This window comes from Mycobacterium sp. ENV421 (assembly GCF_002887815.1).
GTDB lineage: Bacteria > Actinomycetota > Actinomycetes > Mycobacteriales > Mycobacteriaceae > Mycobacterium.
Genome location: NZ_PDHO01000001.1, coordinates 251,917 through 277,482 on the forward strand (window position 1 = coordinate 251,917; position 25,566 = coordinate 277,482).

General features: G+C 64.1%; 17 protein-coding genes and 1 pseudogene. 10 read left to right on the forward strand and 8 right to left on the reverse strand.

The annotated features are described in order from the left end of the window. Window positions 1-54: 54 nt before the first annotated feature. From CRM90_RS01130 to CRM90_RS01145, 4 genes are all read left to right on the forward strand, one after another. Entirely contained in the window at window positions 55-1,155 is a 1,101-nt protein-coding gene (locus CRM90_RS01130; RefSeq protein ID WP_233209105.1) for a glycoside hydrolase family 6 protein, read from the forward strand. A gap of 86 nt (window positions 1,156-1,241) precedes the next feature. Further along, window positions 1,242-2,552: a nucleotide sugar dehydrogenase gene (locus CRM90_RS01135; RefSeq protein ID WP_102805172.1), complete on the forward strand. Its 1,311-nt coding sequence runs from the start codon at window positions 1,242-1,244 to the stop codon at window positions 2,550-2,552. Further along, window positions 2,549-3,763 carry a glycosyltransferase family 4 protein gene (locus tag CRM90_RS01140; protein ID WP_233209106.1) on the forward strand — a complete coding sequence of 405 codons (1,215 nt, stop codon included), beginning with the start codon at window positions 2,549-2,551 and terminating at the stop codon, window positions 3,761-3,763. Before CRM90_RS01135 ends, CRM90_RS01140 begins: the two co-directional genes overlap by 4 nt. After that, a complete protein-coding gene (locus tag CRM90_RS01145; protein ID WP_102805173.1) occupies window positions 3,760-4,629 on the forward strand; it encodes a DUF6492 family protein in 870 nt (289 codons plus the stop codon). The genes CRM90_RS01140 and CRM90_RS01145 overlap by 4 nt, the downstream gene beginning before the upstream one ends. Before the next feature lie 16 nt (window positions 4,630-4,645). On the opposite strand, the gene CRM90_RS01150 is transcribed toward CRM90_RS01145, so the two are convergent. Together CRM90_RS01150 and CRM90_RS01155 are read right to left on the reverse strand one after the other, a co-directional pair. Beyond that, a complete protein-coding gene (locus CRM90_RS01150; RefSeq protein WP_102805174.1) occupies window positions 4,646-5,494 on the reverse strand; it encodes a glycosyltransferase family 2 protein in 849 nt (282 codons plus the stop codon). 72 nt (window positions 5,495-5,566) lie between these two features. Continuing rightward, entirely contained in the window at window positions 5,567-6,919 is a 1,353-nt protein-coding gene (locus CRM90_RS01155) for a tyrosine-protein kinase domain-containing protein (protein ID WP_102805175.1), read from the reverse strand. A 704-nt stretch (window positions 6,920-7,623) separates the two neighbouring features. Between CRM90_RS01155 and CRM90_RS01160 the strand changes: the two genes are divergently transcribed. The 4 genes and pseudogenes from CRM90_RS01160 (at window position 7,624) to CRM90_RS01175 (ending at window position 13,335) form a co-directional block, all read left to right on the forward strand. After that, window positions 7,624-9,651 carry a hypothetical protein gene (locus CRM90_RS01160; RefSeq protein WP_233209107.1) on the forward strand — a complete coding sequence of 676 codons (2,028 nt, stop codon included), beginning with the start codon at window positions 7,624-7,626 and terminating at the stop codon, window positions 9,649-9,651. 75 nt (window positions 9,652-9,726) lie between these two features. Beyond that, window positions 9,727-10,638: pseudogene (locus CRM90_RS01165) on the forward strand (aldo/keto reductase); the annotation flags it as partial. A gap of 9 nt (window positions 10,639-10,647) precedes the next feature. Next, window positions 10,648-12,342, forward strand: a complete 1,695-nt coding sequence (locus CRM90_RS01170) for an FAD-dependent oxidoreductase (protein WP_102805377.1) — start codon at window positions 10,648-10,650, stop codon at window positions 12,340-12,342. Window positions 12,343-12,369: 27 nt separating this feature from the next. After that, window positions 12,370-13,335: an NAD-dependent epimerase/dehydratase family protein gene (locus tag CRM90_RS01175; RefSeq protein ID WP_102805176.1), complete on the forward strand. Its 966-nt coding sequence runs from the start codon at window positions 12,370-12,372 to the stop codon at window positions 13,333-13,335. 8 nt (window positions 13,336-13,343) lie between these two features. Here the strand turns inward: CRM90_RS01175 and CRM90_RS01180 are convergent, their stop codons facing one another. Genes CRM90_RS01180 through CRM90_RS30175 form a run of 4 tightly spaced genes read right to left on the reverse strand, consistent with a single transcriptional unit; the run spans window position 13,344 to window position 19,472 of the window. After that, the gene (locus CRM90_RS01180; protein ID WP_233209108.1) at window positions 13,344-15,080 is read right to left on the reverse strand and encodes a glycosyltransferase family protein; all 1,737 of its coding nucleotides are present in this window, start codon (window positions 15,078-15,080) and stop codon (window positions 13,344-13,346) included. Beyond that, complete coding sequence (locus CRM90_RS01185; protein WP_233209109.1) at window positions 15,077-17,044, reverse strand: hypothetical protein; 1,968 nt, start codon at window positions 17,042-17,044, stop codon at window positions 15,077-15,079. Before CRM90_RS01185 ends, CRM90_RS01180 begins: the two co-directional genes overlap by 4 nt. Then, window positions 17,041-18,468, reverse strand: coding sequence for a glycosyltransferase family 2 protein (locus tag CRM90_RS01190; protein ID WP_502693208.1), 1,428 nt, complete (start codon window positions 18,466-18,468; stop codon window positions 17,041-17,043). The genes CRM90_RS01185 and CRM90_RS01190 overlap by 4 nt, the downstream gene beginning before the upstream one ends. Continuing rightward, window positions 18,465-19,472: a hypothetical protein gene (locus CRM90_RS30175; protein WP_142391304.1), complete on the reverse strand. Its 1,008-nt coding sequence runs from the start codon at window positions 19,470-19,472 to the stop codon at window positions 18,465-18,467. The genes CRM90_RS01190 and CRM90_RS30175 overlap by 4 nt, the downstream gene beginning before the upstream one ends. A 232-nt stretch (window positions 19,473-19,704) precedes the next feature. Between CRM90_RS30175 and pta the strand changes: the two genes are divergently transcribed. Together pta and CRM90_RS01210 are read left to right on the forward strand one after the other, a co-directional pair. Further along, window positions 19,705-21,789: a phosphate acetyltransferase gene (gene pta, locus CRM90_RS01205; RefSeq protein WP_102805180.1), complete on the forward strand. Its 2,085-nt coding sequence runs from the start codon at window positions 19,705-19,707 to the stop codon at window positions 21,787-21,789. Further along, a complete protein-coding gene (locus CRM90_RS01210; RefSeq protein WP_102805181.1) occupies window positions 21,789-22,976 on the forward strand; it encodes an acetate kinase in 1,188 nt (395 codons plus the stop codon). Before pta ends, CRM90_RS01210 begins: the two co-directional genes overlap by 1 nt. A gap of 8 nt (window positions 22,977-22,984) precedes the next feature. On the opposite strand, the gene CRM90_RS01215 is transcribed toward CRM90_RS01210, so the two are convergent. Both CRM90_RS01215 and CRM90_RS01220 read right to left on the reverse strand, forming a co-directional pair. Beyond that, on the reverse strand, window positions 22,985-24,340 hold the full coding sequence (locus CRM90_RS01215) for an alpha/beta hydrolase (RefSeq protein ID WP_233209110.1): 1,356 nt from the start codon (window positions 24,338-24,340) through the stop codon (window positions 22,985-22,987). Continuing rightward, window positions 24,337-25,563 carry a lipase family protein gene (locus CRM90_RS01220; RefSeq protein ID WP_142391305.1) on the reverse strand — a complete coding sequence of 409 codons (1,227 nt, stop codon included), beginning with the start codon at window positions 25,561-25,563 and terminating at the stop codon, window positions 24,337-24,339. The genes CRM90_RS01215 and CRM90_RS01220 overlap by 4 nt, the downstream gene beginning before the upstream one ends. Between the last annotated feature and the right edge of the window lie 3 nt (window positions 25,564-25,566).

A 25,566-nucleotide genomic window follows, 5' to 3' on the forward strand; every position in this document is an offset into this window, starting at 1 on the left:
CGAACTCGTCTGGTTTCGTCATGGTGGCAGCGGATCGAGCTACGAGAGCGGCGCTTGATTCTCGCGATACCGGCCGCGATCGTCGTCACGACTCTGCTGGTGGCGATTGTCGCGGTCGCGAGCCCGCGACAACGCCCGTACACCGACGGTCCCGGGGTGATCGATGGCAGCACCCCGGTATACACCACGCTGTACACCGATCCCGACATGTTGGCGATCGCTGCGGCACGCGACGATTCCCGCTTCGACCCGATTGCCGAAACGCCTCAAGCCAAGTGGTTCAGCGACTGGACCACCTCTTCCACGATTCGGGAGGAGGTTGGTGACTACCTCAGGGCCGCAGCGGCGTCCAACGCCGTCCCGACGCTCGTGCTGTACCGGATCCCGAACCTCGACTGTGGCGGAGGCGAACACCCTGAACAGGTGTACACGGGTGCGCACGATGAGCAGGAATACAAGGCGTGGGTGGACGGCGCCGCCGCAGCGCTGAAGGGGCACGCTGACGCGATCGTCATCCTCGAACCCGATGCGCTTCCGCAACTAGGGCATTGCGAACAGGGCGATCGCCTGAACACCCTGCGTTACGCCGTGGATGCGCTCTCCACCACTCGTGCCCGGGTCTACATCGACGCAGGACACGAAAAGTGGTTGAGCGCAGCCGAAGTCGCGGACCGATTGAAGAAGGTTGACGTCGACCGGGTCACGGGGTTCAGCCTGAACGTCTCGAACTACAACAAGACGGACAGTGAAGTCGAGTACGCGGAGAGCGTGCGATCCGAACTCGACAAGCTCGGTATCACCGATGTGCACTACGTGATCGACATCAGCCGAAATGGCGCGGGTGGGCAGGACGACTACTGCAATGCGCCGGGGGCCCGGATCGGCCACGCTCCGCAGCTGTACCAGGGCGGCCCCCTCGATGGCCTTCTGTGGGTGAAGAATCCAGGTGAGACCGACGGGATGTGCCATGGCGGCCCGATACTCGGGTTCTGGCCATCGGGTGCGCTTCGTCTACTCGAGGGAGACGGGGGTCAGGCGACCGGGGGGTGGACCGTCGCGGAATGGGTCGCGGTGGTCGCGGTCGCGGTCGATGGTGTTGCCGTGGCAGCGGTGCTCGGCTTCCTGGCCGTCAAGAGGCGTCGCGCCCGCCGGTGACGCGAAAACGATGAGAACGCGTTCCGCTCACCTGCCGCGGCACCAGGTGAATTCTTCTACGATCGTCTCGTGACAGGCGGGGGCGTATGAAGATTGCTGTTTTCGGGTTGGGCTATGTCGGCGCCGTTTCGGCCGCGTGCCTCGCGTCAGATGGCCACCAGGTAATAGGAGTCGATCCGAATCAAACAAAGGTCGACCTGATCAACGCCGGCCAGACGCCGATCATCGAGGCTGATGTCGGGGAGATGATCGGCGCCGAGGTCAACGGCGGCCGACTCCGTGCGACAACCGAAACCGGTGAAGCGGTCAATTCCAGTGACATCTCGTTGATCTGCGTGGGTACGCCAAGTCAGCTGAACGGCAACCTTGACCTGACCTACGTACGTCGGGTGTGTGAGCAAATCGGCGAGGCGCTGCGGGACGAGGACAGCTACCACGTTGTGGCGGCGCGGTCCACGATGTTGCCGGGCAGTATGCGCGGTGTCGTGATTCCCACTCTGGAGGCCGCGTCGGGCAAAACCGCCGGCGCCGATTTCGGGGTGTGCAACAACCCGGAGTTTCTCCGCGAAGGCACCGCCGTGTGGGACTACCACCACCCTCCGAAAACTGTCATCGGCGAGACGGATGCCAAAGCCGGGGAGTTGCTTGCCTCGCTTTACGAAAATCTCGATTCGCCGATGATCCGGACGGGGGTCGAGGTGGCGGAAATGGTCAAGTATGCCGACAACAACTGGCACGCCATCAAAGTGGCTTTCGCCAACGAGATCGGTGCGATCTCCAAAGCGATCGGAATCGATGGCCGACAGGTGATGGAGATCTTTTGTCAGGACACCAAGCTCAACCTGTCGCCGTACTACCTGAAGCCCGGCTTCGCCTTCGGTGGGTCGTGCCTGCCGAAGGATGTGCGGGCGCTGACATACAAGGCGCGTGAACTGGATCTTGATGTACCGCTGTTGAATTCGGTCCTGCCGTCTAACCGTCGTCAAGTCGAACGTGCGATCGCGATGATCACGTCCAAGGGCAAGCGAAAGGTGGGCGTGCTCGGTTTCGCTTTCAAGGCCGGGACCGATGATCTGCGCGAATCCCCGGTCGTGGATGTTATCGAGCATCTGATCGGCAAGGGATACGATCTTCGGCTGTACGACGACAACGTGAACATGGCGGCGCTGACGGGGGCGAACCGTGACTACATTCTCAACCACATTCCACATATCGCCCGCCTGATGGTGGATACCGTCGACGAGGTCATCGACTTTGCCGAAACGATCGTGGTGGGCAATGGCGCCAAGGAGTTCCGCTCAGCAATCGAGCGTTTGGGAGCCGATCAGATAGTGATCGATCTGGTACGCGTAGCAGACCGTACGAGTGACGACAGCTACGACGGAATCTGCTGGTGAGCGCCCCGGTGCCGAACAAAGCCGGTAGTCCCAAGCGGGTCCTGATCCTGGTCGAGAATCTGCCGGTACCTTTCGACAGGCGCGTCTGGCAAGAGGCGACCACACTGCAGGCGCATGGCTGGCAGGTCAGCGTCATCTGTATCACCGGCGATGGCTACGAGAAGACGCGCGAGATCGTCGACGGAATCCACATCTACCGTTATCCCTTGCCCACGCAGGGCGACGGCGCCCTGGGCTATCTGATCGAGTACTCGGCTGCGCTCTGGCACACGTTCCGTTTGACGTTCCGGGTCCGAAAAGAGCGGGGTTTCGACGTCATCCACGCGTGCAACCCGCCCGACCTGTTGTTCGTGGTGGCGGTGTTCTTCAAGATCTTCGGCAAGACCCGATTCGTGTTCGACCACCACGACATCAACCCCGAACTCTACGAAGCAAAATTCGGGCGTCGCGATTTCTTCTGGCGACTGATGGTCTGGTTGGAGCGCTGGACTTTTCGCACGGCGGACGTATCGATCGCGACCAACGAGTCCTATCGCCGCGTTGCGATCGAGCGGGGCGGCATGGACCCGGAACGGGTATTCGTGGTGCGCAGCGGACCCATGCTCGAACGACTCAAGATCTTGCCGCCGAAGCCGGAGTTGCGATGTGGCAAAAAGTATCTGGTGGGTTATGTCGGCGTGATGGGCAAGCAGGAAGGCATCGATCTTCTGTTGCTCGCGGTGAAGCACATCGTCCGCGACATGGACCGTCACGACGTGCACTTCGGGTTGGTCGGTGGCGGCACTTCCCTGGCGGAGATGCGACAGATGGCGGTCGACCTCGGCGTATCCGACTACGTCACCTTCACCGGCCGCGTTCCGGACCAAGAGCTTCTCGAGATGCTGAATACCGCCGACATTTGTGTCAATCCCGATGTCGCCAATGAGATGAACGACAAGTCGACGATGAACAAGATCATGGAGTACATGGCTCTCGGCAAGCCGATCGTGCAATTCGACCTCACCGAAGGGCGATACTCCGCGGGGGAGGCATCCCTGTACGCGGCGAAAAACGACCCTGTCGATCTGGCGCAGAAGATAGTCGAACTGCTGGACGACCCGGAGAGGCGGGCGAGCATGAGTGAGTTCGGAGTGCGCCGCGTCCGGGACGAGTTGGCATGGGACTACGAAGTTCCCAACCTGATCCGCGCCTACGACAAGGTGATGTCATGAGCGGCCCGGCCGAAAATCCCCTCTCTTATGCGCTGGTGACACCGAGCTTTCGCCTGGACGTGGACCGCTGCGCGCTGCTGGTCGAGAGTGTCGAGCGTTGGGCTGCACCGTATTTGCAGCACTATCTGGTCATCGACCGGCGCGACGTTCCGATGTTCAAATCCTTCGAGTCGTCGCGTACCCGAATCCTGGTCGTCGAGGACATCATTCCGAGCTGGCTGGTACGCATTCCCGGTGTCCGTCGGTTCTGGTTCAGCTTTCGTACGCGGCCAGTCAAGAACTGGATTCTGCAGCAGATCGTCAAGCTGTCGATTCCGAACGTGGTCAACGACGACATTCTGCTCTACACCGATTCCGATGTCTTCTACGTCGCGCCCTACGATCCCCGGGCCTACGAGCGGGATGGCAAGGTGCCGTTGTTCATCGAGACCGGGCAGCGCGGTCTGATCGCCAACAACGATCATTGGCACGCCGTAGCTGCCGGGCTGCTCGGGATCCCCGCAGAAAAGGAATACGACACCAACTTCATCGGCAACGCGATCTGTTGGCGGCGCGAGAATGTGCTGAAGATGCAGGAGCGTTTACACAGCGTCGCCCACAAGCAGTGGGAACGGGCCATCGCGCCGCTGAGTGGATTCTCCGAATACATCCTCTACGGGCTCTACGTGACCCAGGTACTCGGTGACGCGTCAGGACACTGGGACGATGGCACGGTCCGAACTCTGAATCATTGGGCTCCCGTCCCGATGACCGTGCCAGAACTACAGGAGTTCAAGGCGAAGCTGACGCCGGAGTATGAGTCGGTGATGATCTCGGCGAAATCGAGAACGCCGGTCGCCGATATTCGCAAAGTTTTCTTCCAGTAGGCGTCAGCGGGTTACGTCAGACCTTGTACGCGTCGCGCCAGAAGCCCAGCGGGTTGCGCAGTGCCCGACAGAGCTTCTCTCGCTGGATCCGGGCGTGCTCTCGCTTTATCTCACGCGCGAACGGGCCTGGGCCGGCGCTGACATATCCCCATACCACCGCGAAAAAGCCGACGACGTAGGGACGCCGGAAGATATAGCGGATGCAGTGCAGGACGAAGTAGGGGAACGAGTAACCGGTCCATCGGCATGTCCGGCCATTGCGGTAACGCCCGTTGATTTCGCCCTCGCTGGCGCCGACAGCTCGGGTCAAGTGAAAGTGCGCATCGGTGTCCACGTATGTCTGCAGCCCCGCCAGGCTGGCCGCCATCTCGTCCACCGCGTCGAAGCCGTGTTCCTCCGGCATCGACTCCGTGGCCCGGTACGCCTCGATCGTGTACAGCTTCACCGAACCCTGAACGTGAAACTTCTGCTCAGCCATGCCCTTGGTCACGACGATGCCGCCCGCGATACCGATCGGGCCCTGAGCTCGCGCCACGATCCGTTCGAGGTAGTCCGGAGCCAGTCGCACATCCGCGTCCATCTTCATGACGTGCGTATACGGCTTGTTCGGCAGCGCGGTCACGACGCCGTGCCGCCATGCTTTGAATTCCGAGCCGGTCAGCAGGCCGCCGGAGTTGTCCTTCGCCAGTATGGTGGCGATGTTGTCGGTGTCGACTTCCCTGAGGCGTTCAGCGGTGCCGTCGGTGCTGCCGTCGTCCACGACGACCCAGTCAAAGTCCTGGAAATGCTGCGCCCGAAGGGTTTCCACGAGTCCCGCCACGTTGTCGATCTCATTGTGCATCGGCGTGACGATGAGCAATGTCATAAGACCACCTCACTGACGTAGCGGCGGGAGAGTCGCACAAGTCAGTCACTGATGCGTGAAACCGGCGGACGGTCAGTCATTCGTTTGACCCTCCTGATCGGCTGGCGCCGACTGCTCGTCCCGGCGAACTCGCGACAACACAACACCGAGAATCCTAGCGCCGCTGTGACGCAATGAGCGGGTGACTCGTTGCAATTCAGCACGCCGCGTTTTCGCTGCCTCTGCAACCACGACGACATTCGAGATGTTCTGTGTGAAAAGGGAAGCATCGCTCAAATTGGTGATCGGGGGGGCGTCGACGATCACCACATCGAAACGGCCGGCGAGATCCCTCATCAGCTGCCGGAACTTCTCGCCTGCGAGCATCTCACCGACGTCGATGGCGCTCCCGCCGCACGGTATCACCGTGAAACCACCCCACTGCGCGTCGAACATCGATTCGTCGAGTTCGGTTCTGCCCGAGATCAAATCGGTGATTCCCTGTGTCTGCGGGATCCCGACCTGAGCAGCCAGGCGCCCGCCCCGGACGTCGGCGTCGATGAAGGTCACTCGATTTCCGGCCTCGGCGAGGGCGCCTGCCACGTTGGCGGCCAGCGTCGTCTTGCCGGCGCCCGCCCGGGGCGAGGTGAAGAGCAGGAAAGGGGGTGTCTCATCGGCGGCATACAAAATGTCGATGGCGATGCGGTGAAGTATCGAGCGCAATTCGGGTGACTGCTCCGCGAACTGCAATACATCCCAGGCCTTCGCGTCACGCACCTTTGGTATTCCGCCAAGATACGGAACATCTAGTGCGGTGACGTCGCGACGACTTCGCACCCGGGTGTCGAAATTGTCGATGATCAACGCCGCGAACACCCCGGCGACCAAGGCGAGCATCACGGCAACGACGAGGTTCAACAACAAGTTTGGCGACGATTGGAACAACGGGATGCCGGCAGGCTGCAGCACCGACGCTTGGATCGGTGACTCAGCGGGCACGGTGGCGCCTTCGAGGCCGGCTACGGCGCCCGGCATCTCCATGGCAATGCGATTGGCGATCGACGCGGCATCCGAGCCCGTCCGTGCCGACACCCGGACGTCGAGAACCGACGTCCCCGTTGGGATCGTGATTTCCAACTGCTTGGCCAGGTCGGGAACCGTGGTGCCCAGACTGAGTGAGTCGATGACCGGCTGCAGAACCTGGTTCGTCGTCACCAGTTGCGCATAGGTCTTCATCCGACTCGTGACATACAGGTCGGCAACCTGGCGGGTTTCCATGCCCGTGGTCACGGACAGGTTGGGGGCGAACACCATTCGGACGGTGGAGGTATAGGTCGCCGGTATGAAGAATCCCGCACCGGCCAGCGCCGCACCGACCAGGACGAAAACGGACAGGAGCACCGGCCAGCGCCGCAATAGCCTACGAAAGTAGCTACGAAGGTCCATATCCCACCAGACTTGTCGGCACCAGACACCACGAAGCCCGCACGTCAGCGGTGGCTGGCTTCGTGCAGAGACAATAGCGCGACGAATCCCCGCCGGGTGAAACGGCTACGCAGGTGTCCCGAACGCAGTTCCCCACGAAATTTATTCGCTCTCTCGCTCGCGAATCTGGATCCGCGCATTCGCCGCAATCAGCACAAAGTCGCGCGCGTCCGACAATCCCGGAAGTACATTTGGTGCTACTCGCGACACGTTCGGTCCGACATTGGCTCCAGCCCCCCGGGTGGGGCTGAGGTCATCGCTTGCTGGCATGGCAGCGAAGCGACTTCCGCCCGAGATCGCGCCCGGCAAGGCGGGCGTTGCGGCCCAACAGTTCGTCACGCATGGACATGACGGTAGCACCCCACTAATCGCCGGTACCTGGTGAAAGGTGCAGGTGTGCTTTGTGGGGTGCGATGTGGTGGCTGGCTGTGTCCGGACCATTCCTTGCCCGACCGTGGCTAAGTCGCCGAGATTTGCCGTCCACGCCCTGCTAGGGTACTAATCCGGCCAGCGTGTTCGGGCTGGAAAACTCTTGAAAGTGGAACTGCGTGAACTCGATCGGTGCGGCCCGGTTTGCGGCCTCGCAGGAGCTCGGGGCGCGGGCGCCCCGTAATGGAAAAGGTCGTTCACGCCTCGGGCGTCAGCGCCTACAACGAGGAATGTTCATGAGCGCTAGCGCTATGGCGCGCAGACTCGCCTGGATGATGGTGCTCGTCCTGCCGATCACACTGGCGGGATCATTCGCCGGCTCGGCGTCTGCGGCCCCCGGTGACCCAGGCGATGTGACAGTGGTGGACAACGAGACGGCTGCCACCGGCCTCACGCTGCCGTGGTCTGCTCTGGGCTTGCCCTCCTCGGTCAATCTGTTCGGTGAGGGTGCCAGCGGTTACACCGTGGCGCTTCCCGACGGGCTGACTGCTGTGCGGTTGCAGGGAACCGTTCACGCGCCGATCAACATCGACGCCGGATACCTCGAGATCGACGACAGTGAGGGAAAGTTCCTCGGGGCTGTCGACCTACCACCGGCGGGCTCCGGCGCGGTGATGACACCGTTCGATGTCGACATCTCGGCGGCGCGGGTGAAGAGCTCCGCGGTCGACCTGTCGTTCACCATCCGCCCGCGTGACGACCGGGACCGATTCTGTCGGCCGCTTCCGCAACTCCAGATCAGTGATCTGAGAACGGTATTCGCCGGCACGCAGCTTCCCGTGACCACGGTCGCGAACTTCTTCGCGCCGGTGCTGGGCAAGGTCACGTTCTACGCGCCGAACGATGCCAGTCCCGCCGAACAGCAGGCGGTGCTGGCACTCACCGCGGCGCTGGGCCGCTACTACGCGACCCAGCCGGTGGCCATCTCGGTCGTCAGTCAACCGCGTGGCGCTGTACCGCCGCCGACGGCGGGGCTGGACCGGGCGATCGTCGTCGAGAAGGGCGATCCGGGTCTGACGGTGGAAAACCCCGGGACACCGAACGCATACCTTCGGGTCTCGGGCGACGGCGACGGGCTCGTGAAACAGGTGTCGTTGGTCTCGACCCAGCTGCAGCCACTGGCGCAGGCAAGCGCGGTTCGCGTCGACCAGGCCGGCTCCAGCACAGCTCAAATCGGGGATCCAGTGACGTTCTCCCAGTTGGGTCTGGGTGACGAAAAGGTCGACACATTCGGGACGAGCAATCTCGAGGTCGGTTTTCAGCGGACGCTGTTGGGCCAACGATTCGACAGCGTTCAGGTGCACCTTCTGGCCGACTACACGCCGGTGGCCGACCGTGCCGCGGCCTCGGTCATGATTCGTTCGTCGAAATCCGTCGTTTATCGAGCGTTGCTGAACAACACCGGCCATCTGGACGCAACATTCACGTTGGACAGCTCGGTCCTCGACCAGCAGTGGGTCAATCTGCAGTTCGCTCTGACCTACACGCCGGATCAGCCTTGCGGCCCGTTCGTCGCGCCGCTGACCTTCCAGGTCAGCCCGCAATCAACGCTGACCATGCACCGCGGTGGCGCTCCGCTCGGCGGCTTCGCCGCATTCCCGTCGGAGTTCAGCCCGAAATTCGTGGTGGCGCTTGACGGTAGTGGCCCCAATCAGCTCGGCTACGCGGCGCGGATCGTGGCCGCCGTCGCACGTCTGAGCAAGACCGAGCTCATGCCACAGGTCGTGGACGTCCAGAAGGCCGCATCCGCAACGTCAGGTGCGCTGATCGTGGCCAATTCCGATGCCATCAAAGGGACACCGCTGACTCCGCCGGTGGGTGCCAACGGCTCGACTCTGAACATCGCGCTCCCGACCCAGCTGCAGCTCAATATCGACAAGGGCCTGGGATCCATTCAGGCGTTCGCCGATCCGGCACGCAACCGTTCGGTCATCCTCGTCACGACGACCTCGGACTGGACGTTGGTAGACCCGCTGTTCAACTATTTCAACGGCCCGAATGGGGACGACTGGACGCAGCTCAGGGGTGACGTGCTCGCCGCGGGCGAGTCGGGGAACCCCGTCAACGTCGCCATCCGGCAGGCCGGCGCCGGCGCCGCCGAGCAGACCGTGTCCAGCACGTCCCGCTGGTCGTCGTATGGCTACGTCGTCGGCGGCGTGGTGGCCCTCGTGGCCCTTGCGGCATTCGCGGTGACACTGTTGTTGCGTCGGCGCAGAACCCAGAAGGAACTCGTCGGTACCGAAGGCACAGACAATTCCGACTGACTAAACTCGGCCGAATCGCACAACCGATAGGGGAGGGCTGCGGTGTTGGGGCGGGTTGAACTCCAGGGACCGCAGTTGACGGTGAGCGCGGTCGGATTCGGGTGCGGCGGCCTGATGCAGTCCCCTTCCCGCAAGGAGCGAATGGCTGTCCTGGGCAGCGCTGTCGACAGCGGGATGACCCATTTCGACACTGCGCGAATGTACGGGCTCGGGATGGCGGAGGCTGAGCTTGGTGCGTTTCTGCGCACCATAGACCGAGACAGCGTCACCATCGGCACCAAATTCGGCAACGAGATCGGCGGCTTGGCCAGTCGGCTCGCCCGGTTTCAGGCTCCGGCGCGGGCGATCTTGCGAAAGGCGCCGGCCTTGCGCGCGGCCGTCAAAGGCCGTCAGGCGCCGGCCCCGACCCCTCGTACATATGACGCGACCGTGGCCGCGCGCAGTCTCGACCAAAGCCTCGCGGCGCTGGGCGTCGATTATGTGGACATCCTGTTCGTGCACGGCCCGCGGCATATGGACACCGTGGCCACCGATGAACTCCGCCAATTCTTCGAGACTGCCCGTCAGCAGGGCAAGATCCGTGCCTGGGGGGTGTCTCAGGACGAGGACCTCGACGTAGATTTTGCAGGCCCGTTCGGCCCCGAGGCGGTGGACCAGCTTCGCGGTGACGTGTTCAGTCCGCCGCCGCGCTCGTCGGATATCACCTTCGGCGTTCTGAACCGGCCGTTCGCGGCACTGTCGGCCGGGCTGCGCGGTGACGACCGGATGGCGGCCCACTGGCGTGACTCTTTACAGCTCGACCCACTGGCTCCGGGAGTGTTGGCGAAGCTCATACTCGGATCGGCCACCAGGGCAACGGATTCCCGCGCGGTTTTGTACAGCACCACCAATCCTGCGCGCGTCGCCGAAGCGGCCAGCGCCGTCACATCGCCATACGACGCCGAGACGTTGGCCCGGTTTCTCGAACTCGCCGAGGAGTTCCGGCAAAGCGGCCGGATGGTTCGTAGGACCGAGGACTTCACTGCGGGCACGACGATCAAGACGGACGTCGTTGTCGTCGGCGCCGGCCCGATCGGTATCGCCACCGCACTGGAACTCGCGAAGGCGGGCGTCGAGGTGGCGCTCATCGAAAGCGGCCTGGAACGCACCGATAACACTGCCCAGGACTTGGCGTCTTTCGACTCGCGTCAAGACGATGTCTTCCACGCCCGCAGCGATCTCACGGTTCGCCGCGCGGTGGGCGGTGCGTCCGCCCTATGGGGTGGCCGTTGTGTCGCGTTCGACCCGATCGACTTCGAGGACCGGCCGCTGACCGCCCAGGCACCGTGGCCGATCACGGCTGCTGATGTCGAGCCCTATATGCAACGCGCCTGCGACTGGGCGCAGTGCGGCCAGGCCGCTTTCAACGCGCGCGACATTCCAGAGCTCGCGCACCGCGACTTGGTCGCCGGGCTTGCTGACGGTGATGTGCGCACGACCGACCTCGAACGATGGGCGTTGCCGACGCGGTTTGGGCGCGAGTACCGCGATGCGCTGCACCACACTCCGGCGCTGTCACTGTGGACCGGGTTGACGTGCACGGAGATCGTGACCGGTGAGAGCGGCGACTGCGTCGACCACCTCGTCGTCAAGACACTCGATGGCACGGAGGGCAAGGTCGTCGCGAACGACTACGTGATCGCGACCGGCGGCGTGGAGGCAACCCGGCTGCTGCTGGCGTCCGACCGGCACCACCCGGGGGGGCTGGGTAACGCGGGCGGGCACCTCGGGCGGTGGTACATGGCCCACGTGGAGGGCCGATTCGCGCGCGTGAAGTTCAACACCGACAACGTATCCTACGAGCATGAGCGCGACCGCGACGGAGTTTACGTCCGTCGACGGTTCACCTTCAGCCCGCAGCTGCAGCGCGAGCTCGAAATTCCCAATGCCGCAACCTGGTTGGTCAACCCGCCGATCAGCGATCCGGGACACGGAAGTGGCATCCTGTCGGGCGTCTACCTGACTCTGATTTCCCCGGTCGGTCGCTTCCTGCTCGCCGAGGCGATTCGCGAGGCCCACACCAAGACCGAGGGTTCGCCACAGATCATGGCGCACCTGCGCAACATCGTGCGCGATCTGTTTCCGTCGGTCCGGTTCGCGGTCACATTCTCCTACGCCCGCCTCTTCCGCAAGGGGCGCAAGGCGCCGGGCTTTTTCATCAAGAGCGCCGACAATCGGTACCTGCTCCATTACCACGGCGAGCATCTCCCGCACTGGGAGAGTCGGGTCGAGCTCACCGATGAGCGTGACGCGCTCGGCATGCGCAAAGTCCGGACGCATATGCACTTCTCCGATGCCGACTACGAAAGTGCGCACAAGGCAATCGATCTCATCGATGCTCACTTACGGGCCAACGGCGCGGGAAATGTGGAGTGGCTCACCGACGACCCCGAGGGTTCGGTACGGGAGTTCATGCACGGGTTCGCCGGTTACCATCAGGCCGGGACGACGCGAATGTCCGAGACCGCTGAGGGTGGCGTCGTGGATTCCGACCTCCAGGTGCACGGGGTGCGCGGACTGTACGTCGCGAGCACCTCGGTGCTCCCCACCTCGAGTCAGGCCAACCCGACACTCGTCGGGATCGCGCTCGGAGTCCGACTCGCCGACCACCTTGCTCACGCCCGCAAGGCCGGCGCGACTCCGGGCGATTGATGTCGGTCTATTTGGAGGGGGTTGTTCATGACTGCTGACAATGCGGTGATAGTCACGGGCAGTGCGGGTTTCATCGGTAGTGCCCTGGTGTCACGCCTGCGGGAGATGGGCCGCCCCGTCATGGGGATCGACCGTGCCGCAGAGCCGGGCGCCGACTCGTTGCGTCTGGACCTGACCACCATCACCGCGGCTGACCTACCTCGGCCGTGCCCGCCGACGATCGTGCACCTTGCTGCACTATCCAAGGAACCCGGATTTCCGTGGCGGGACTACTTCGCCAACAACGCCGAGGCGACGCGCCGCCTGTGCCGGGCCGCCGATGAAGCGGGCGTGCAGAACATCGTATTCACCAGTTCGATGATGGCCTTCGCTGCCGGTCCCTGGCGTCGTAGCGAGAGCGATTTCGGCGACGCCGACACCGCTTATGGCGCCAGCAAGCTGCAGGCAGAGGAGATCTTGCGGACGTGGCAGGCCGCGAAACCAGGACGGCGCCTGCGCATCGTGCGTCCAGGTGTGGTGTTCGGCCCTGGCGACACAGGCAATATGCGGCGGCTGATCCACGGCCTGAGCAAAGGGCGCTTCGCGTACATCGGTCGCGATGACACGGTGAAAAGCTGTATCTACCTGAAGGATATGGTTCGGCTGCTCGTCCTGCTCACCGAAGACGACGGGCCGCACGATACCTACCACGCCGTCTATCCGCAGCCGACCACGATCCACGATCACGTCGACGCCATCAATGCGGCCTGGGGATGGGACCGCCACCCGCGAACTGTTCCGTATCGTTTCGCCCTGGCGGCCGCCTCACCGTTCGCCGTGGTCGATCCGACGGGGGCACGTTTCGGCCTGCATCCCAGGCGTATTCAGAAATTGCAGTTCGACACCAACATCAGCTCCGAGCGCCTCGCCGATATCGGCTTCACCGCCGAGTATTCACTTCGCGAGGCATTCGCCGATTGGCGCCGGGACTGCGGCGGTGGTTTGCCGCAGTGAGGCGTGCGTCAGCGCGGTGGTTTGACGGGCTCGACGGCGGAGACCGGTGAGGGTGGTCCGGGTGTGCTGACCGGATCGATGGGCTTGCCGATCACCTCGTAGACGCGGAACATCTCGTCGCTGGTCACGCCGTCCGCTGAATAGATCAGTCTGGCGATACCCGCACCGGTGGACCACAGGTCCGGGTAGCGGCGGTTGATCGCGTCGGGGATATTGAGCCGGGGATTGGTCGCCACGATATAGCGGATTCCCATGTCCCACGGGCGATTCAAGGCGGCTGAGAAATCATAGTCGCTGGTGATCACGAACTGTTTCGGGTGGTCCGAGGACAGCCAAACCCCCCATGCCAAGAAGGTGTCCATCAACACCGCGCCGTCCGGAAGCTTTTTCGCGTCGAGCCAGGCGGCCAGTTGTCGCTCACTGACCAGGCGCCTGCGTGCGGACTGCTTCTCCGGGGGATGGCCGACCGGATCGACGAGAGAGATGAAGCTGGATTCCAGCTGCCCGTATGCGATGTCCTCGTTGACGACCAGCGGCGTCGTCACCGGGATCGCCACCACCACCGACGCGGTGAGCAAGGCGGCGGCGGCTTGGGTGGAACGCAGGTCCGCCGTGCTGCGGGCAGCTCCCGGCCGCGCCGACGCCCAACAGGCGACGGCGATGCAGACCACCATCGGGATAGCCAGCAGATAGAAGCGGAACCAACCGAATGTCATGGAAAGATGTTGTGCCACTGCGGCGAAGGTCAGGGTGGCGCCTAGGACTGCCAGCGGGACGACGGCGCTGACCTGTCTGCGGAACACTGCGACCAGCACCGCCATCGCAACGGCGATCCCGGTCAGAGGTTGCATGCCGAAGAGGCGTGCGGCGACGACCAGCCATCCGGAACCGGGGTCACCGCGCCCGACATGTGCCAACCGCTGGGCCACCTGGCTGCTGTTGCCGTACTGGGAGGAGAAGGTGGCGAACAGTTCCCCGTTGATGATCCAGCCGGTGACTGCCCAGATGATGATGGTAACGGCGATCGGGAATCCGATGATGCCCAGGTTGAGGACCGTGGACTGGAGGCGGTCGGAATCGCGTGAGCGGTGCCAGGTGACCACACCCACCAACAGTGCGGCACCGGCGGCTGCCGGGACCACCTCGTAGCGGGTGAGATATCCACAGCCCAAGGCGATGCCGGCCCAGGCCAGGTCGCCGACCCGCTCGCCGTCGCACCACCGCATCAGGTGACGTACAGCCCACACCAGGCAGAACATTTCAGCGGCCTCGCTCAGACCAGAGCCGCCGTACAGGATGATCATCGGGTGCAGGGCCACAGCGCCGACCGCGACCCACCGCCACCCCGTCGGGAGCCCGCGGTCGAGCGCGATACCCCGGACCATCAGGGCGGCACCGGCCATGAACAGCGAACTCTGGATGACGCCGGCGATGCCGTAGTACTTCAGCGCGGGCCACCAGTGGCTCAGCGCAACGAAGGGTATGTCGACCATGCTGGGCAGCGGATTCCAGACGAACCCGATGGCCGACAGGTGTGGATCGCGTGCATAGATTGCGAAGCCGGCGTTGGCCACCCGGTTGGGCGCATCCGGCTCGAAGATGTTGTACCGCAGCACCAGAACGGTGCCGATCACACAGTAGAGCGCCGTGAGGGCGGTGAAGAGCAGCAACCCCGGCCAGCGCGGCCTCCTCGGCGCGGACTGGTCGGGGTCGGCCTGGATCGGCGCGACTACAACTGTGGTCACAGCTCAGGACTGGTGGGGGTGCGCCTGCGTAGCCGGATCACCAGAACTGTCGCGGCGATGACGATCGCGGCGACGCCGACGCCGAGACTGAGCCACGCCCACCATTTCCAGGCCGGGCTGGGATGGGGCTGGCGAGCCATCGGGCCGCCCTCGTTGATGGACATGTTCACCGTGCGGCCCTGCGGTCCGGTCGCGACCACATCACCGACCACTGAGGCCCAACGACTCGGCAGGCCGCGGATGTAGTCGAACGACGCGTCGACCAGCGACCGGTCGCCGGTGGCCGAGATGGCAAGCACCGTACGGTTGTTGGAGGTGAACGCCTGAATGGCGCCGACCTGGCCGTTGATGTTGAGATCCGTGGTGGGGTCGCCGTTGACGCCGACGTCGCTTGCTCCGTTGGGAACCAGTGGTGCCTTCATCCCTGCTTTGGACATCGCGGCGCCGCTGGTGACAGCCAACAATCCGGTGCCGGAACTGGCCGCTTGTCCGAAGGTCGTCACCTTCGGACGCAAGGTCACCGACGTCTGCTGCGCCATCAGATTGATGGCCTGCGCGGCGTACCTGATGTATTCGGGGCTGTCGAGTGCCACGTTGAAGTCAGGGGTGAATGCCATGGGCAGCACCGGGAATCCGCCCCGGTTATTGGTACCCGGCGTGACGGTGACGGTCGACTGTCCGTCCAACGCGAACGTCATGCGGTCATTGAGGGGAGCGCACTCCTGCTGCGGAATGTAGCGAAGCTCCAACGCGAGTCCGACGTTCGACGCGATCTCTTCCGGAGGGATCACGCCGGTGATGTCCAATGTGCCCGAATTGTCCAGTCTGTGGGTGGCCAAAACTGTTGATCCCGAACGGATCAACACCGACGCCTGGCCGCTGCCGACCGGGGTGTACTTGGCCATCAGGTGGACGCTGGCGCTGCTGATCGGACCCGCGCCAAAGGCGCTGACGTCGAAACCGGCATAAATGGTCGTGACCCCGAGGACCGACGCCTGGCCGTTGACGCCGAGCTGGTCAAAGGTCTTGGTGTTGCTCGACAGCGTGGTGTCATCCCTCGACGACAACACAACGGCTGCCGGGGCCTGGGCCAAATTCGTTCTCTGGTCGACGAATAGCTGCACCTGTCGAGCCAGGGTCTGCCCGGTGCCGCTGATCACCAGCGTGGCTGCCGGGGTGCCGGCGTTCTCGACGATCACCCCTGGCTGGCTGTTGTCACGGATGTCGATCACCCGCACGGTGGGCTCCGGCGCGGGTGCGATATCCAGGGTGGTGACGTCGATGCGGACCGGCATCGGACGGTACTTCTTGGTCAGCCGTGCCACCAAGTCCAGTGCCGCCTGCTGCTGAACGTAAGTCGGGTTCGGGCCCACATTGATCAGGATCTTGTCCAGAAAGCTCGGCAGGTAGTCGGCCACCGATGCCGGGTCGGTCGGCGGGCCGGCGAACGAACTGGCGAGCTGGCTGATCGAAAGTGCCGGTATCTGAGTGCAATTGTTGACGTTTTGGTTGTTGTCACGGATGACGAAGCTCAGCTTGGCCATGCCGTTGGCGACGAGAGCTGGGCTGATGTCGATTTCGAACGGTACGGTCGTCGCGTCGGCCGGCACCGGGATGGTGCCGAGCACCATCCCGCGGTCGTCGAGAACGTCTACCCGTCCGCTGACCACGTTGACAACCGCGCCGATGATGCCACTGAGCGTCGTCGGCACCGTGCCGGCCGGTACCGGGATCGCGGTCTCGCTGGGTTGATTGGCTCCCAGTAGATCGATCCTGTCCGGCAACCCCAGCTGGGGCCACCCGATCAACCGCGGGGGATCGGGCGCGGGTTCGGTGGCGATCACCTCGACCACGTCACCGTCCGGGTCTGCCGACGCCGGCGCGAGCGCGCTGCCCAGCATCGGTGCCGCAAGCAGAACCGACACCATACCCACGGTGCCGAGCGCCGCGAAAAAGGCTCTCACGAAAGGTTTCCCGTCGACTCAGGAACAGTGTGCGTGTGGGACAGCCCGTGGACGGTCTTCTCCCAGAAACACGGTTTGGTCACCAGCTGGTAGAGCGCCTTCACCGCCGCGATCGATTGCAGGAACCAGTAGAGCGGGACCAGCGCAGCCGCCCACCACAGGTGCGGCTTGCCCAAGGCCTGAGCGACGATGAGGCCGACGAAGATCGATATGGGCGCGCCGATGAGGAGGAGAATCAGACACACGTAATAGGTCATCGGTGGGAACACGACCTCGACTGCGTGGGGCCGGCCCAACATCCACGTCGCCAGAATGAACCAGAACAGCAGATTGCACGCGGCGGTCAGCGGCACACCGCCGGTCATGTTGATGAGGCGCCAGGTGCCCTTCACACCGATCTCTCTGCGCAGTGCCGCGGGATTACGCAGATGAACGAGCATGGTCTGCAAGTAGCCCTTGTACCAGCGCGAGCGTTGCCGAATCCAGTTCACCACATCGGAATTCGCTTCTTCCAACGTCACCGAGTCCAGGATCCGGGTTCGGTAGCCGCAGCGGGCCAGCCGAACACCGAGATCGGCGTCTTCGGTCACGTTGTACTCGTCCCACCCACCGATCTCGCGCCATACGTCGGCGCGCATGTGGTTGGAGGTGCCGCCGAGTGGCACAACGCAGCGGGCCCGTTCCACCGCGGGCAGCACGACGCCGAACCATTGGTCGTACTCCAACGAGAAGAATCGGGTCAGCAGATTCTGCCGCTCGTTGAAATAGCCGAGTCGGGCCTGCAAGCATCCGACTTCGGCGGGGGTCTGCCGAAACGCGGCGACGGCCCGACGAAGCTGTAGTGGGTCGGGGATGTCCTCGGCGTCGTAGATGGTCATCAGTTCACCGCGCAGCCCAGGCGTCGCCATGCCGTAGTTGCAGGCCTTCGGCTTCGTCTTCGGCATGCTGTGCGGAACGATGATGACCCTGATCGACGTGAGATTCGCGTCGAGCAAGGCCATCTGGGTCGGCAGATCGTCTTCCTCGACCAACAGCAGGATTTCCAGCTTGTCCCTGGGGTAGTCGAGGCGCCCCACCCCGTTCAGAAGATTGGCGACGATGGTGGGCTCGTCATAGACGGGCAGCAGGACGGTGTAGACCGGCAACTCGTCGTCGGTGAGGGCCCGCGCCTCTTCGTCAGAGATCCGGATGAGTGCCGATGAGCGAATCCCGCGCAGCAGAAGATAATTCCGGTCGATGCTTGACATCAGATAGAACGCCGCGATCAGCGCGGTCAAGGTTGGTGCGACAGCGTAAGGAAACATGACGCCGCCGGTGATCAGGGCGGCGATCACAACACCGCATGCGCTCAGGGTGCGTGCACCGAGGAGATTGTGGGCCGAGAACCGCGGATGCAGTTTCGCGGGTTGCAGGGTTTCAGTCACGTCTGCGGGGTGGAGCCGGGCCCGGCGAACTTGGTGACGAAGTCATAGGACGACACGGGAGACAGACCGCTCCGTGCCGCCCAGTCCGTCGGGACCGTCCGCAGGGCTGCCGCCTCGTGCTGGTGCAACCCCGCGGCGGCCAGGATCGCCGTGCCGACGGCGAGGAAGCCCACCGTTCGCGCGGAACGGTGAGGCATCCCCGCGCTGATCGGGTGTTCGGTGGGATCTGCGGACCGGCGGCTCGGCGCCAGCCGCGCACCCGTCACCGACAGGACGGGAATGACTCCGGCGACGACGATGATCGTTGGCAGAAACCAGGAGGCGCAGCCGAATACCAACGGCGAGCTTGCCGCGAGGCTGATCGCTGCGGCGGCTGCCCGACGATGCATGGGCAGGGTCCGGGTGGCAAGGAAAACCGCCACGGCACCGATCGCGGCGGCGACAACGGCGCCGGCCGTGGGGGTCCCGCCCAAGGCGGCGGTCGCTGTCAGGTAGGGCACCGGTGTGGCGAAGCAAGCCAGGAAGAGCCACAGCGACCACATCGTCAGGGCGTGACGCATTCCGAACAAGACGACGACACAGCACACGGCCCACACCAGGACCGTCAGGGACTCCAGGCGCCACCACGCCGACAGCGTCGGCATCCGGCCGATCAACAGATAGATGGCCGCCAGCCCGAGAATGCCGATCAACGTGGCCACGATCCAGTCCGATTCACCGTCGCCGACCCCGGGTGAGGTGCTGCGGTACCCGGCGGCGATCAGAAGAGCCAGGACAGGCAGCACGACCAGATACGCGGCGCGCGAGCCGGCGAGCGCATCGGCGAAGTTGTGTGCGTAGCTGGATGCGTACGCGACCAGGCAGAGCAGTGCCACCGCTGTGCCACGAGTCAACACGCCGAGACCGGTTGGCCGGTCCGGGGCGTCAGTCGAAATATCGTCTGGCAGTTCGGTGTCGGTGACCGGCCGCGGCCCGACGGTGGCCGTCACATCGATGTTTGGCATCTATCCATCCGGTGTCCAAATAATGTTGCAGCAGCTAACTTGCGTTTGCATGATCGCTTACGGCAGATGTGGGCATTTGATGAATCATGGGCACAACTAGGAAAAAGTTACGTCGACAACAATTACAGCAAACATTCGATGCATCGCTGATAAACCCAGGCCAGTGTGGTGTAACTCACGTTTGGGCTGTGAGCGGAGGGTGCGGCGGGTACGAAGCCGCAGTGGATGCGCAATGCTGAAGACCGTGACCGCCGCGCGCACCACCACGTCGATCTACATCGCCTCCCCCGAAGGCGACACCGGGAAATCCACCGTCGCACTCGGCATCCTGCACCGGTTAACGGCGATGGTGCCGAGGGCCGGAGTGTTCCGTCCGATCACCCGGCGGGAGAACCGCGACTACATCCTGGAGTTGTTGCTGGCGCACAGCAACGCCGGCCTGACATACGACGAATGCGTCGGGGTGACCTACCAGCGCTTGCACGCGGATCCCGACGGCGCGATCGCGGACATCGTCGACCGGTATCACGAGGTGGCGGCCCGCTGCGATGCGGTGGTGATCGTCGGATCTGACTACACCGACGTGGCGACCCCGACCGAGCTGAGCGTCAACGCGCGGATCGCGGCCAACCTGGGAGCGCCGGTGCTGCTGTCGGTGCGCGCCCGGGATCGCTCCCCGGCGGAGGTCGCCGAGGTCATCACGCTGTGCCTGGCCGAGCTGGCTGCCCAGCACGCACACACCGCCGCGGTGGTGGCCAACCGCGCCGACCCGGCCAGACTCCGCGCGGTGGCCGACGCATGCGCGAACCTGGGCCCACGCGTGTACGTCATCCCGGAGGAGCCGCTTCTGGTAGCCCCCACCGTCGCGGATCTGAGCCACGCCGTGGACGGTGTTCTGGTGCACGGTGACGACTCGCTGCTCGGCCGTGAGGTGATGGGCGTGCTGGTGGCGGGCATGACCGCTGAGCACTGCTTGGAGCGCCTCACCGAGGGCGTAGCGGTCATCACGCCGGGCGATCGATCCGATGTGGTACTCGCCGTCACCAGTGCGCATGCGGCCGAGGGGTTCCCGTCGCTGTCGGCGGTCATTCTCAACGGCGGGCTGGCGCTCCATCGTTCGATCGCCGAACTGGTGACCGGGCTGGGCCTCCGATTGCCGATCATCGCCACCGAGCTCGGCACCTTCGAGACGGCCAGCGCGGTGGCAGGAACGCGCGGGCGGGTCACCGCCACATCGCAGCGCAAGATCGACACCGCGATCACGCTGATGGAGCGCTACGTCGACATCGACGAGCTACAGAACCGGCTCAGCCTGCCCATCCCGACGGTGACCACCCCGCAGATGTTCACCTATCAGCTGATGGAGCGGGCCAGAGCTGATCGTAAGCGCATCGTGCTGCCCGAGGGGGACGACGACCGCATCCTGCGGGCGGCCGGACGGTTGTTGCTGCGCGGTGTCGCCGATCTGACCATCCTCGGGGAGGAGGCTCAAGTGCGTTCCCGTGCAGCAGAATTGGGTGTCGATCTGACGGCAGCGGTTGTGATGGATCCGCGCACCAGCGAGCTGTGTGACGAGTTCGCCGAACAGTACGCCGAGCTCCGCAAGAAGAAAGGTGTGACGCTGGAGCAGGCGCGCGAGATCATGCACGACGTGTCGTACTTCGGAACAATGTTGGTGCACAACGGAATCGTTGACGGGATGGTCTCCGGCGCGACGCACACCACCGCGCACACGGTTCGGCCGGCCTTCGAGATCATCAAAACCCAGCCGGATGTCTCGACGGTCTCGAGCATCTTCTTGATGTGCCTGTCCGACCGGGTGCTGGCCTACGGCGACTGCGCGATCGTGCCGGATCCGACCGCTGAGGAACTCGCCGACATCGCGATCAGTTCGGCGCGCACGGCCGCGCAGTTCGGTATCGATCCTCGAGTGGCCATGCTGTCGTACTCCACCGGCGACTCGGGCAGCGGCAGCGGTGTGGAGAAGGTCAGGGCCGCCACCGAATTGGTCCGGTCGCGGGCGCCGGAGCTGTTGGTGGAGGGGCCGATTCAATACGACGCTGCCGTCGACCCGACCGTTGCCGCGGCCAAGATGCCGGGCTCTGAGGTGGCCGGGAGTGCGACCGTACTGATCTTCCCCGACCTCAACACCGGCAACAACACCTATAAAGCGGTCCAGCGCAGCGCCGGTGCCATCGCGATCGGCCCGGTGCTGCAAGGGCTCAACAAACCCGTCAACGACTTGTCCCGCGGCGCGCTCGTCGAGGATATTGTCAACACCGTGGCGATCACCGCGATCCAGGCGCAGGGGCTGTGATGGCCGATACCGTTCTGGTACTCAACTCCGGTTCGTCATCATTGAAATACCAGTTGGTGCAACCGGATACCGGTACATCGCTGGCATCTGGGCTCGTCGAGCGGATCGGTGAGGAGACGTCGACCGCGACATTGAAGTGGGGCAGTGAAGAGACCCGCCGTGACGGCCGGATCGCCGATCACGAGGCGGCGCTGCGCACCACGTTCGACCTGTTCGCCGAATCCGGCCAGCACTTGGACGATCTGGGGCTGATCGCCGTCGGGCATCGGGTCGTCCACGGCGGCCAGGAGCTGTACCGCCCCACCCTCGTCGACGATGCGGTGATCACCAAGCTGAAGGAGCTCGCAGCGCTGGCTCCTCTGCACAACCCGCCGGCCGTACTCGGTATCGAGGTCGCCCGCCGAGTGTTGCCCGACCTGCCACACATCGCGGTGTTCGACACCGCGTTCTTCCATGATCTGCCATCCGCTGCGGCCACATACGCGATGGACCGGGAATTGGCGCAACGCTGGGATATTCGCCGCTACGGCTTTCACGGGACGTCGCATCAGTACGTCAGCCAACAGGCCGCAAAGTTCCTCGACGCACCGATCGAATCTCTCAACCAGATCGTGCTGCACCTGGGTAACGGCGCGTCGGCGTCGGCCATTGCCGGCGGCCGGCCGGTCGACACCTCGATGGGACTCACGCCGATGGAGGGGCTGGTGATGGGGACCCGCTCGGGCGACATCGACCCCGGCGTTCTCATCTATCTCTGGCGGACCGCGGGTATGAGCGTCGAAGAGATCGAGACCATGCTCAATCGGCACTCTGGAATGTATGGCCTCGGCGGTGAGATCGACTTCCGGGTGGTGCATCAGCGGATCGAATCCGGCGACGAGGCAGCGCAATTGGCCTACGAGGTCTACATCCACCGGTTGCGTAAGTACATCGGCGCCTACCTGGCCGTCCTGGGGCACACCGATGTGGTGACGTTCACCGCTGGTGTGGGCGAAAACGACGCACAGGTGCGGCGCGATGCGTTGACCGGGCTGGCGCCGCTCGGCATCGAACTCGACGAGCACCTCAACGACAGCCCCGCCCGGGGTGCGCGACGGATCTCGGCCGACAAGTCACCGACGACCGTGCTGGTGATTCCGACCAACGAGGAGCTGGCGATCGCCCAAGGCTGCCTTTCGGTGGTCTGAACGTCGAGCTAGCTGGCGCCGGGCATCGGAATCGGCTTGACGCCGGGGGTCCCGATCTTTCCTGCCAGCCAGGGCAGCGCATCTGCGAAAGCGTAACCCGCAGACTGCAGATCGTGGCCTGCGTAGAAATTGACCACGGCGCATTCGATGCCGTAGCTGCTCGCAAGGTCGCACATGGCGTGTGCGATATCGGCGTGATTCTCGGAATCGGTATCCCACTTGGAGGGTGGTGTGGGGACAGCGCCAGAGTGGTCGCCGGGTCGGTATTCGGGCGTCGTGTTCGACGACACGGCGAACCACGCGGACATGCCGGTATAGGTGCCGTGCCGGGTGATCGCGGTCTTCGGGTCGAAGGCTTCCCAGGCGCTGACGTCGCCACCGAACAATCGCCCGACGGTCTGATCCTTGGTCCCGGCGTTGGGCCCGAGCTGACCGTCGATGTCGACGATCGCGCTGAACAACTCGGGGTGTACGACCCCCAGCATCAGTGCGCAGGTGCCTCCCGACGACCAGCCGGCAACGCCCCAGTTCTCTGGCTTCGGACTGATGCCGAACGTCGAGGTCACGTAAGGCAGGACTTCTTTGATGAGATGATCGGCCGCGTTGCCGCGCGGGCCGTTGACGCACTCGGTGTCGTTGATGAACGATCCGCCCACATCGGGGAAGACCAGCACGGGAGCGTTGCCGTGATGTCGCGCCGTGAAATCGTCCAATGTGGTGAGCACATTGGACGACCGCAGCCAGTCGTCGGCGCGGCCGAACTCGCCACCGAACATCATCACCGCCGGCAAGGACGGCGGGGGTGTGGTCGCGAACCACGCCGGCGGCAGGTAGACGTACTCCTGTCGATGCGCAAAGCCCGATTCCGTATCCGGTGTCGTCATCTTGACGACGACGCCCTGGGTGGGCCTGGCCCCGCGCTGCTGCATATCCGCCAAGGTCGCCTGGTCGATCCAGCGGTCCGGTTCGCTACCGGTGACCCGGTCCCATGCGGACTGGACGGTGGGGAAGTAGCCGACCCAGGTGTTGACCGCCAGCGCTGTGCACAGCAGGCAGAGCGGAACGGCAAGTATTGCCGCACTTCGGCGGGTCCACCCGACGCCGCGCCAGCCCGCGAGCAGGACCACGAGAGCGGCGCCGAAGCCGACGATCCACACCCAGAACGTCGCTGGGGCAGGGTCCTGGGACATCCCTTGGTCTTTGATGAACCAGAAGGTCAACGCCGCGCAGACGCCACCGACGAGAAGCGCGACCGGCAACCAGACCCGAAGCCACCGTGGCGATCTGCGGCCGATCGCCGCCAACAAGGCCACCGCCGCGAGGAGTTGCAGAACGATCAACAGCCAGCCATGGATCAAGCTCACGGTTTGCGGCCTTCGCAATCATTGGGCGCTGGAACGGAATTGACGCGTTGGCCCATCCAGTCCAACGCCTCCGTCATGTCGAATTTGTCGGGGGCATCGTCCGGCAGCCTACGGATGGTGATGACGGCACCCGCCGCGCAGGCGTTGTTCAACGCGGCGTCGGTCCACGCCGCGGGCACCAGCGGATCCTGATTCCCGTAGATCACCAACATCGGCGCCTGCGTGGGGCCTTGGGGCAGGCTTACCTTTTTCAGGAACCCTCGCAACGTCTCGAGCGCGGCGGGCGACTTGGGCCGTAGATCGTCCGGGGTGATCTGAGCAGCGATCGCGCTGCGTGCTTCAAGGCCCGCCGAGTCGCAGGCCAGAAGTGCGTCCCATTTCTGCGCGACGATTCCGCTGCGGTAGTCGTCAAGGTTGAAGTCACGCGGGTACGAACTCTTCAGGCCGGCCAGGAATGCTGTCAGGTCGAGTTCCTGCTGGGTGTTGAGCGTGCCCGCTGCGGCCGCGTCGGCCAGCCCGGTGATGTCGGCAACCGGGGAAATCGCGACAGCGCCAAGCAAAGTGAGGTTCCATCCCTCGTTCCCCGCGAGCTCGTCGGCCGCCCATGCCGCTTGTCCGCCTTGGCCCATCCCGAAGGCCAGCCAGGAGGCGGACGACGGGGTGTTGGCCTTGTCGAACAGTTTGCGTGCGGCGCGCACGGCATTGATCAGGTTGTAGCCGGCCGTCATCGAGTCGAGGTAGGGATGGTAGGTGTCCAGGTCAGGCTGATCGTGGGTCTTGTCGAGGCTGCCCAACCCTTGGTAATCCGACATCACCACGGCGTAGCCGGCTTGCAGCAGTTGTCTCACGGTGTCCGCGGAGCCGAGCAGAGTCGGCGATGTCGACGGTCCGCAGCCCGGCAGGATGCCGGTCGCGGGGTGGCCGAACGCGACGATCCGCCATCCTCCGTCAGGGGGTGTGCCATTGGGAACCAACAGGATTGCTGTTACATGGGTGCCGCTGTCGTTGATTCCCGATCGAGAATGGTAGGTGAATCGCTGGGCCCAGGCGACCGCCGACTGCAATGACGGATCGAGGTCTCGTACCCCTTCGCTGTTGAGGATTGCCCCAGATTCCTCGAGTGGTGCGGGCGACGTCGGGGTGCGCGATTTGGGACCGCCACAGGCAGTCCCGACAAGGGCAACCACCGTAACGGCGGCCAGGGCGGTCAGAATTCGTCGCACGAC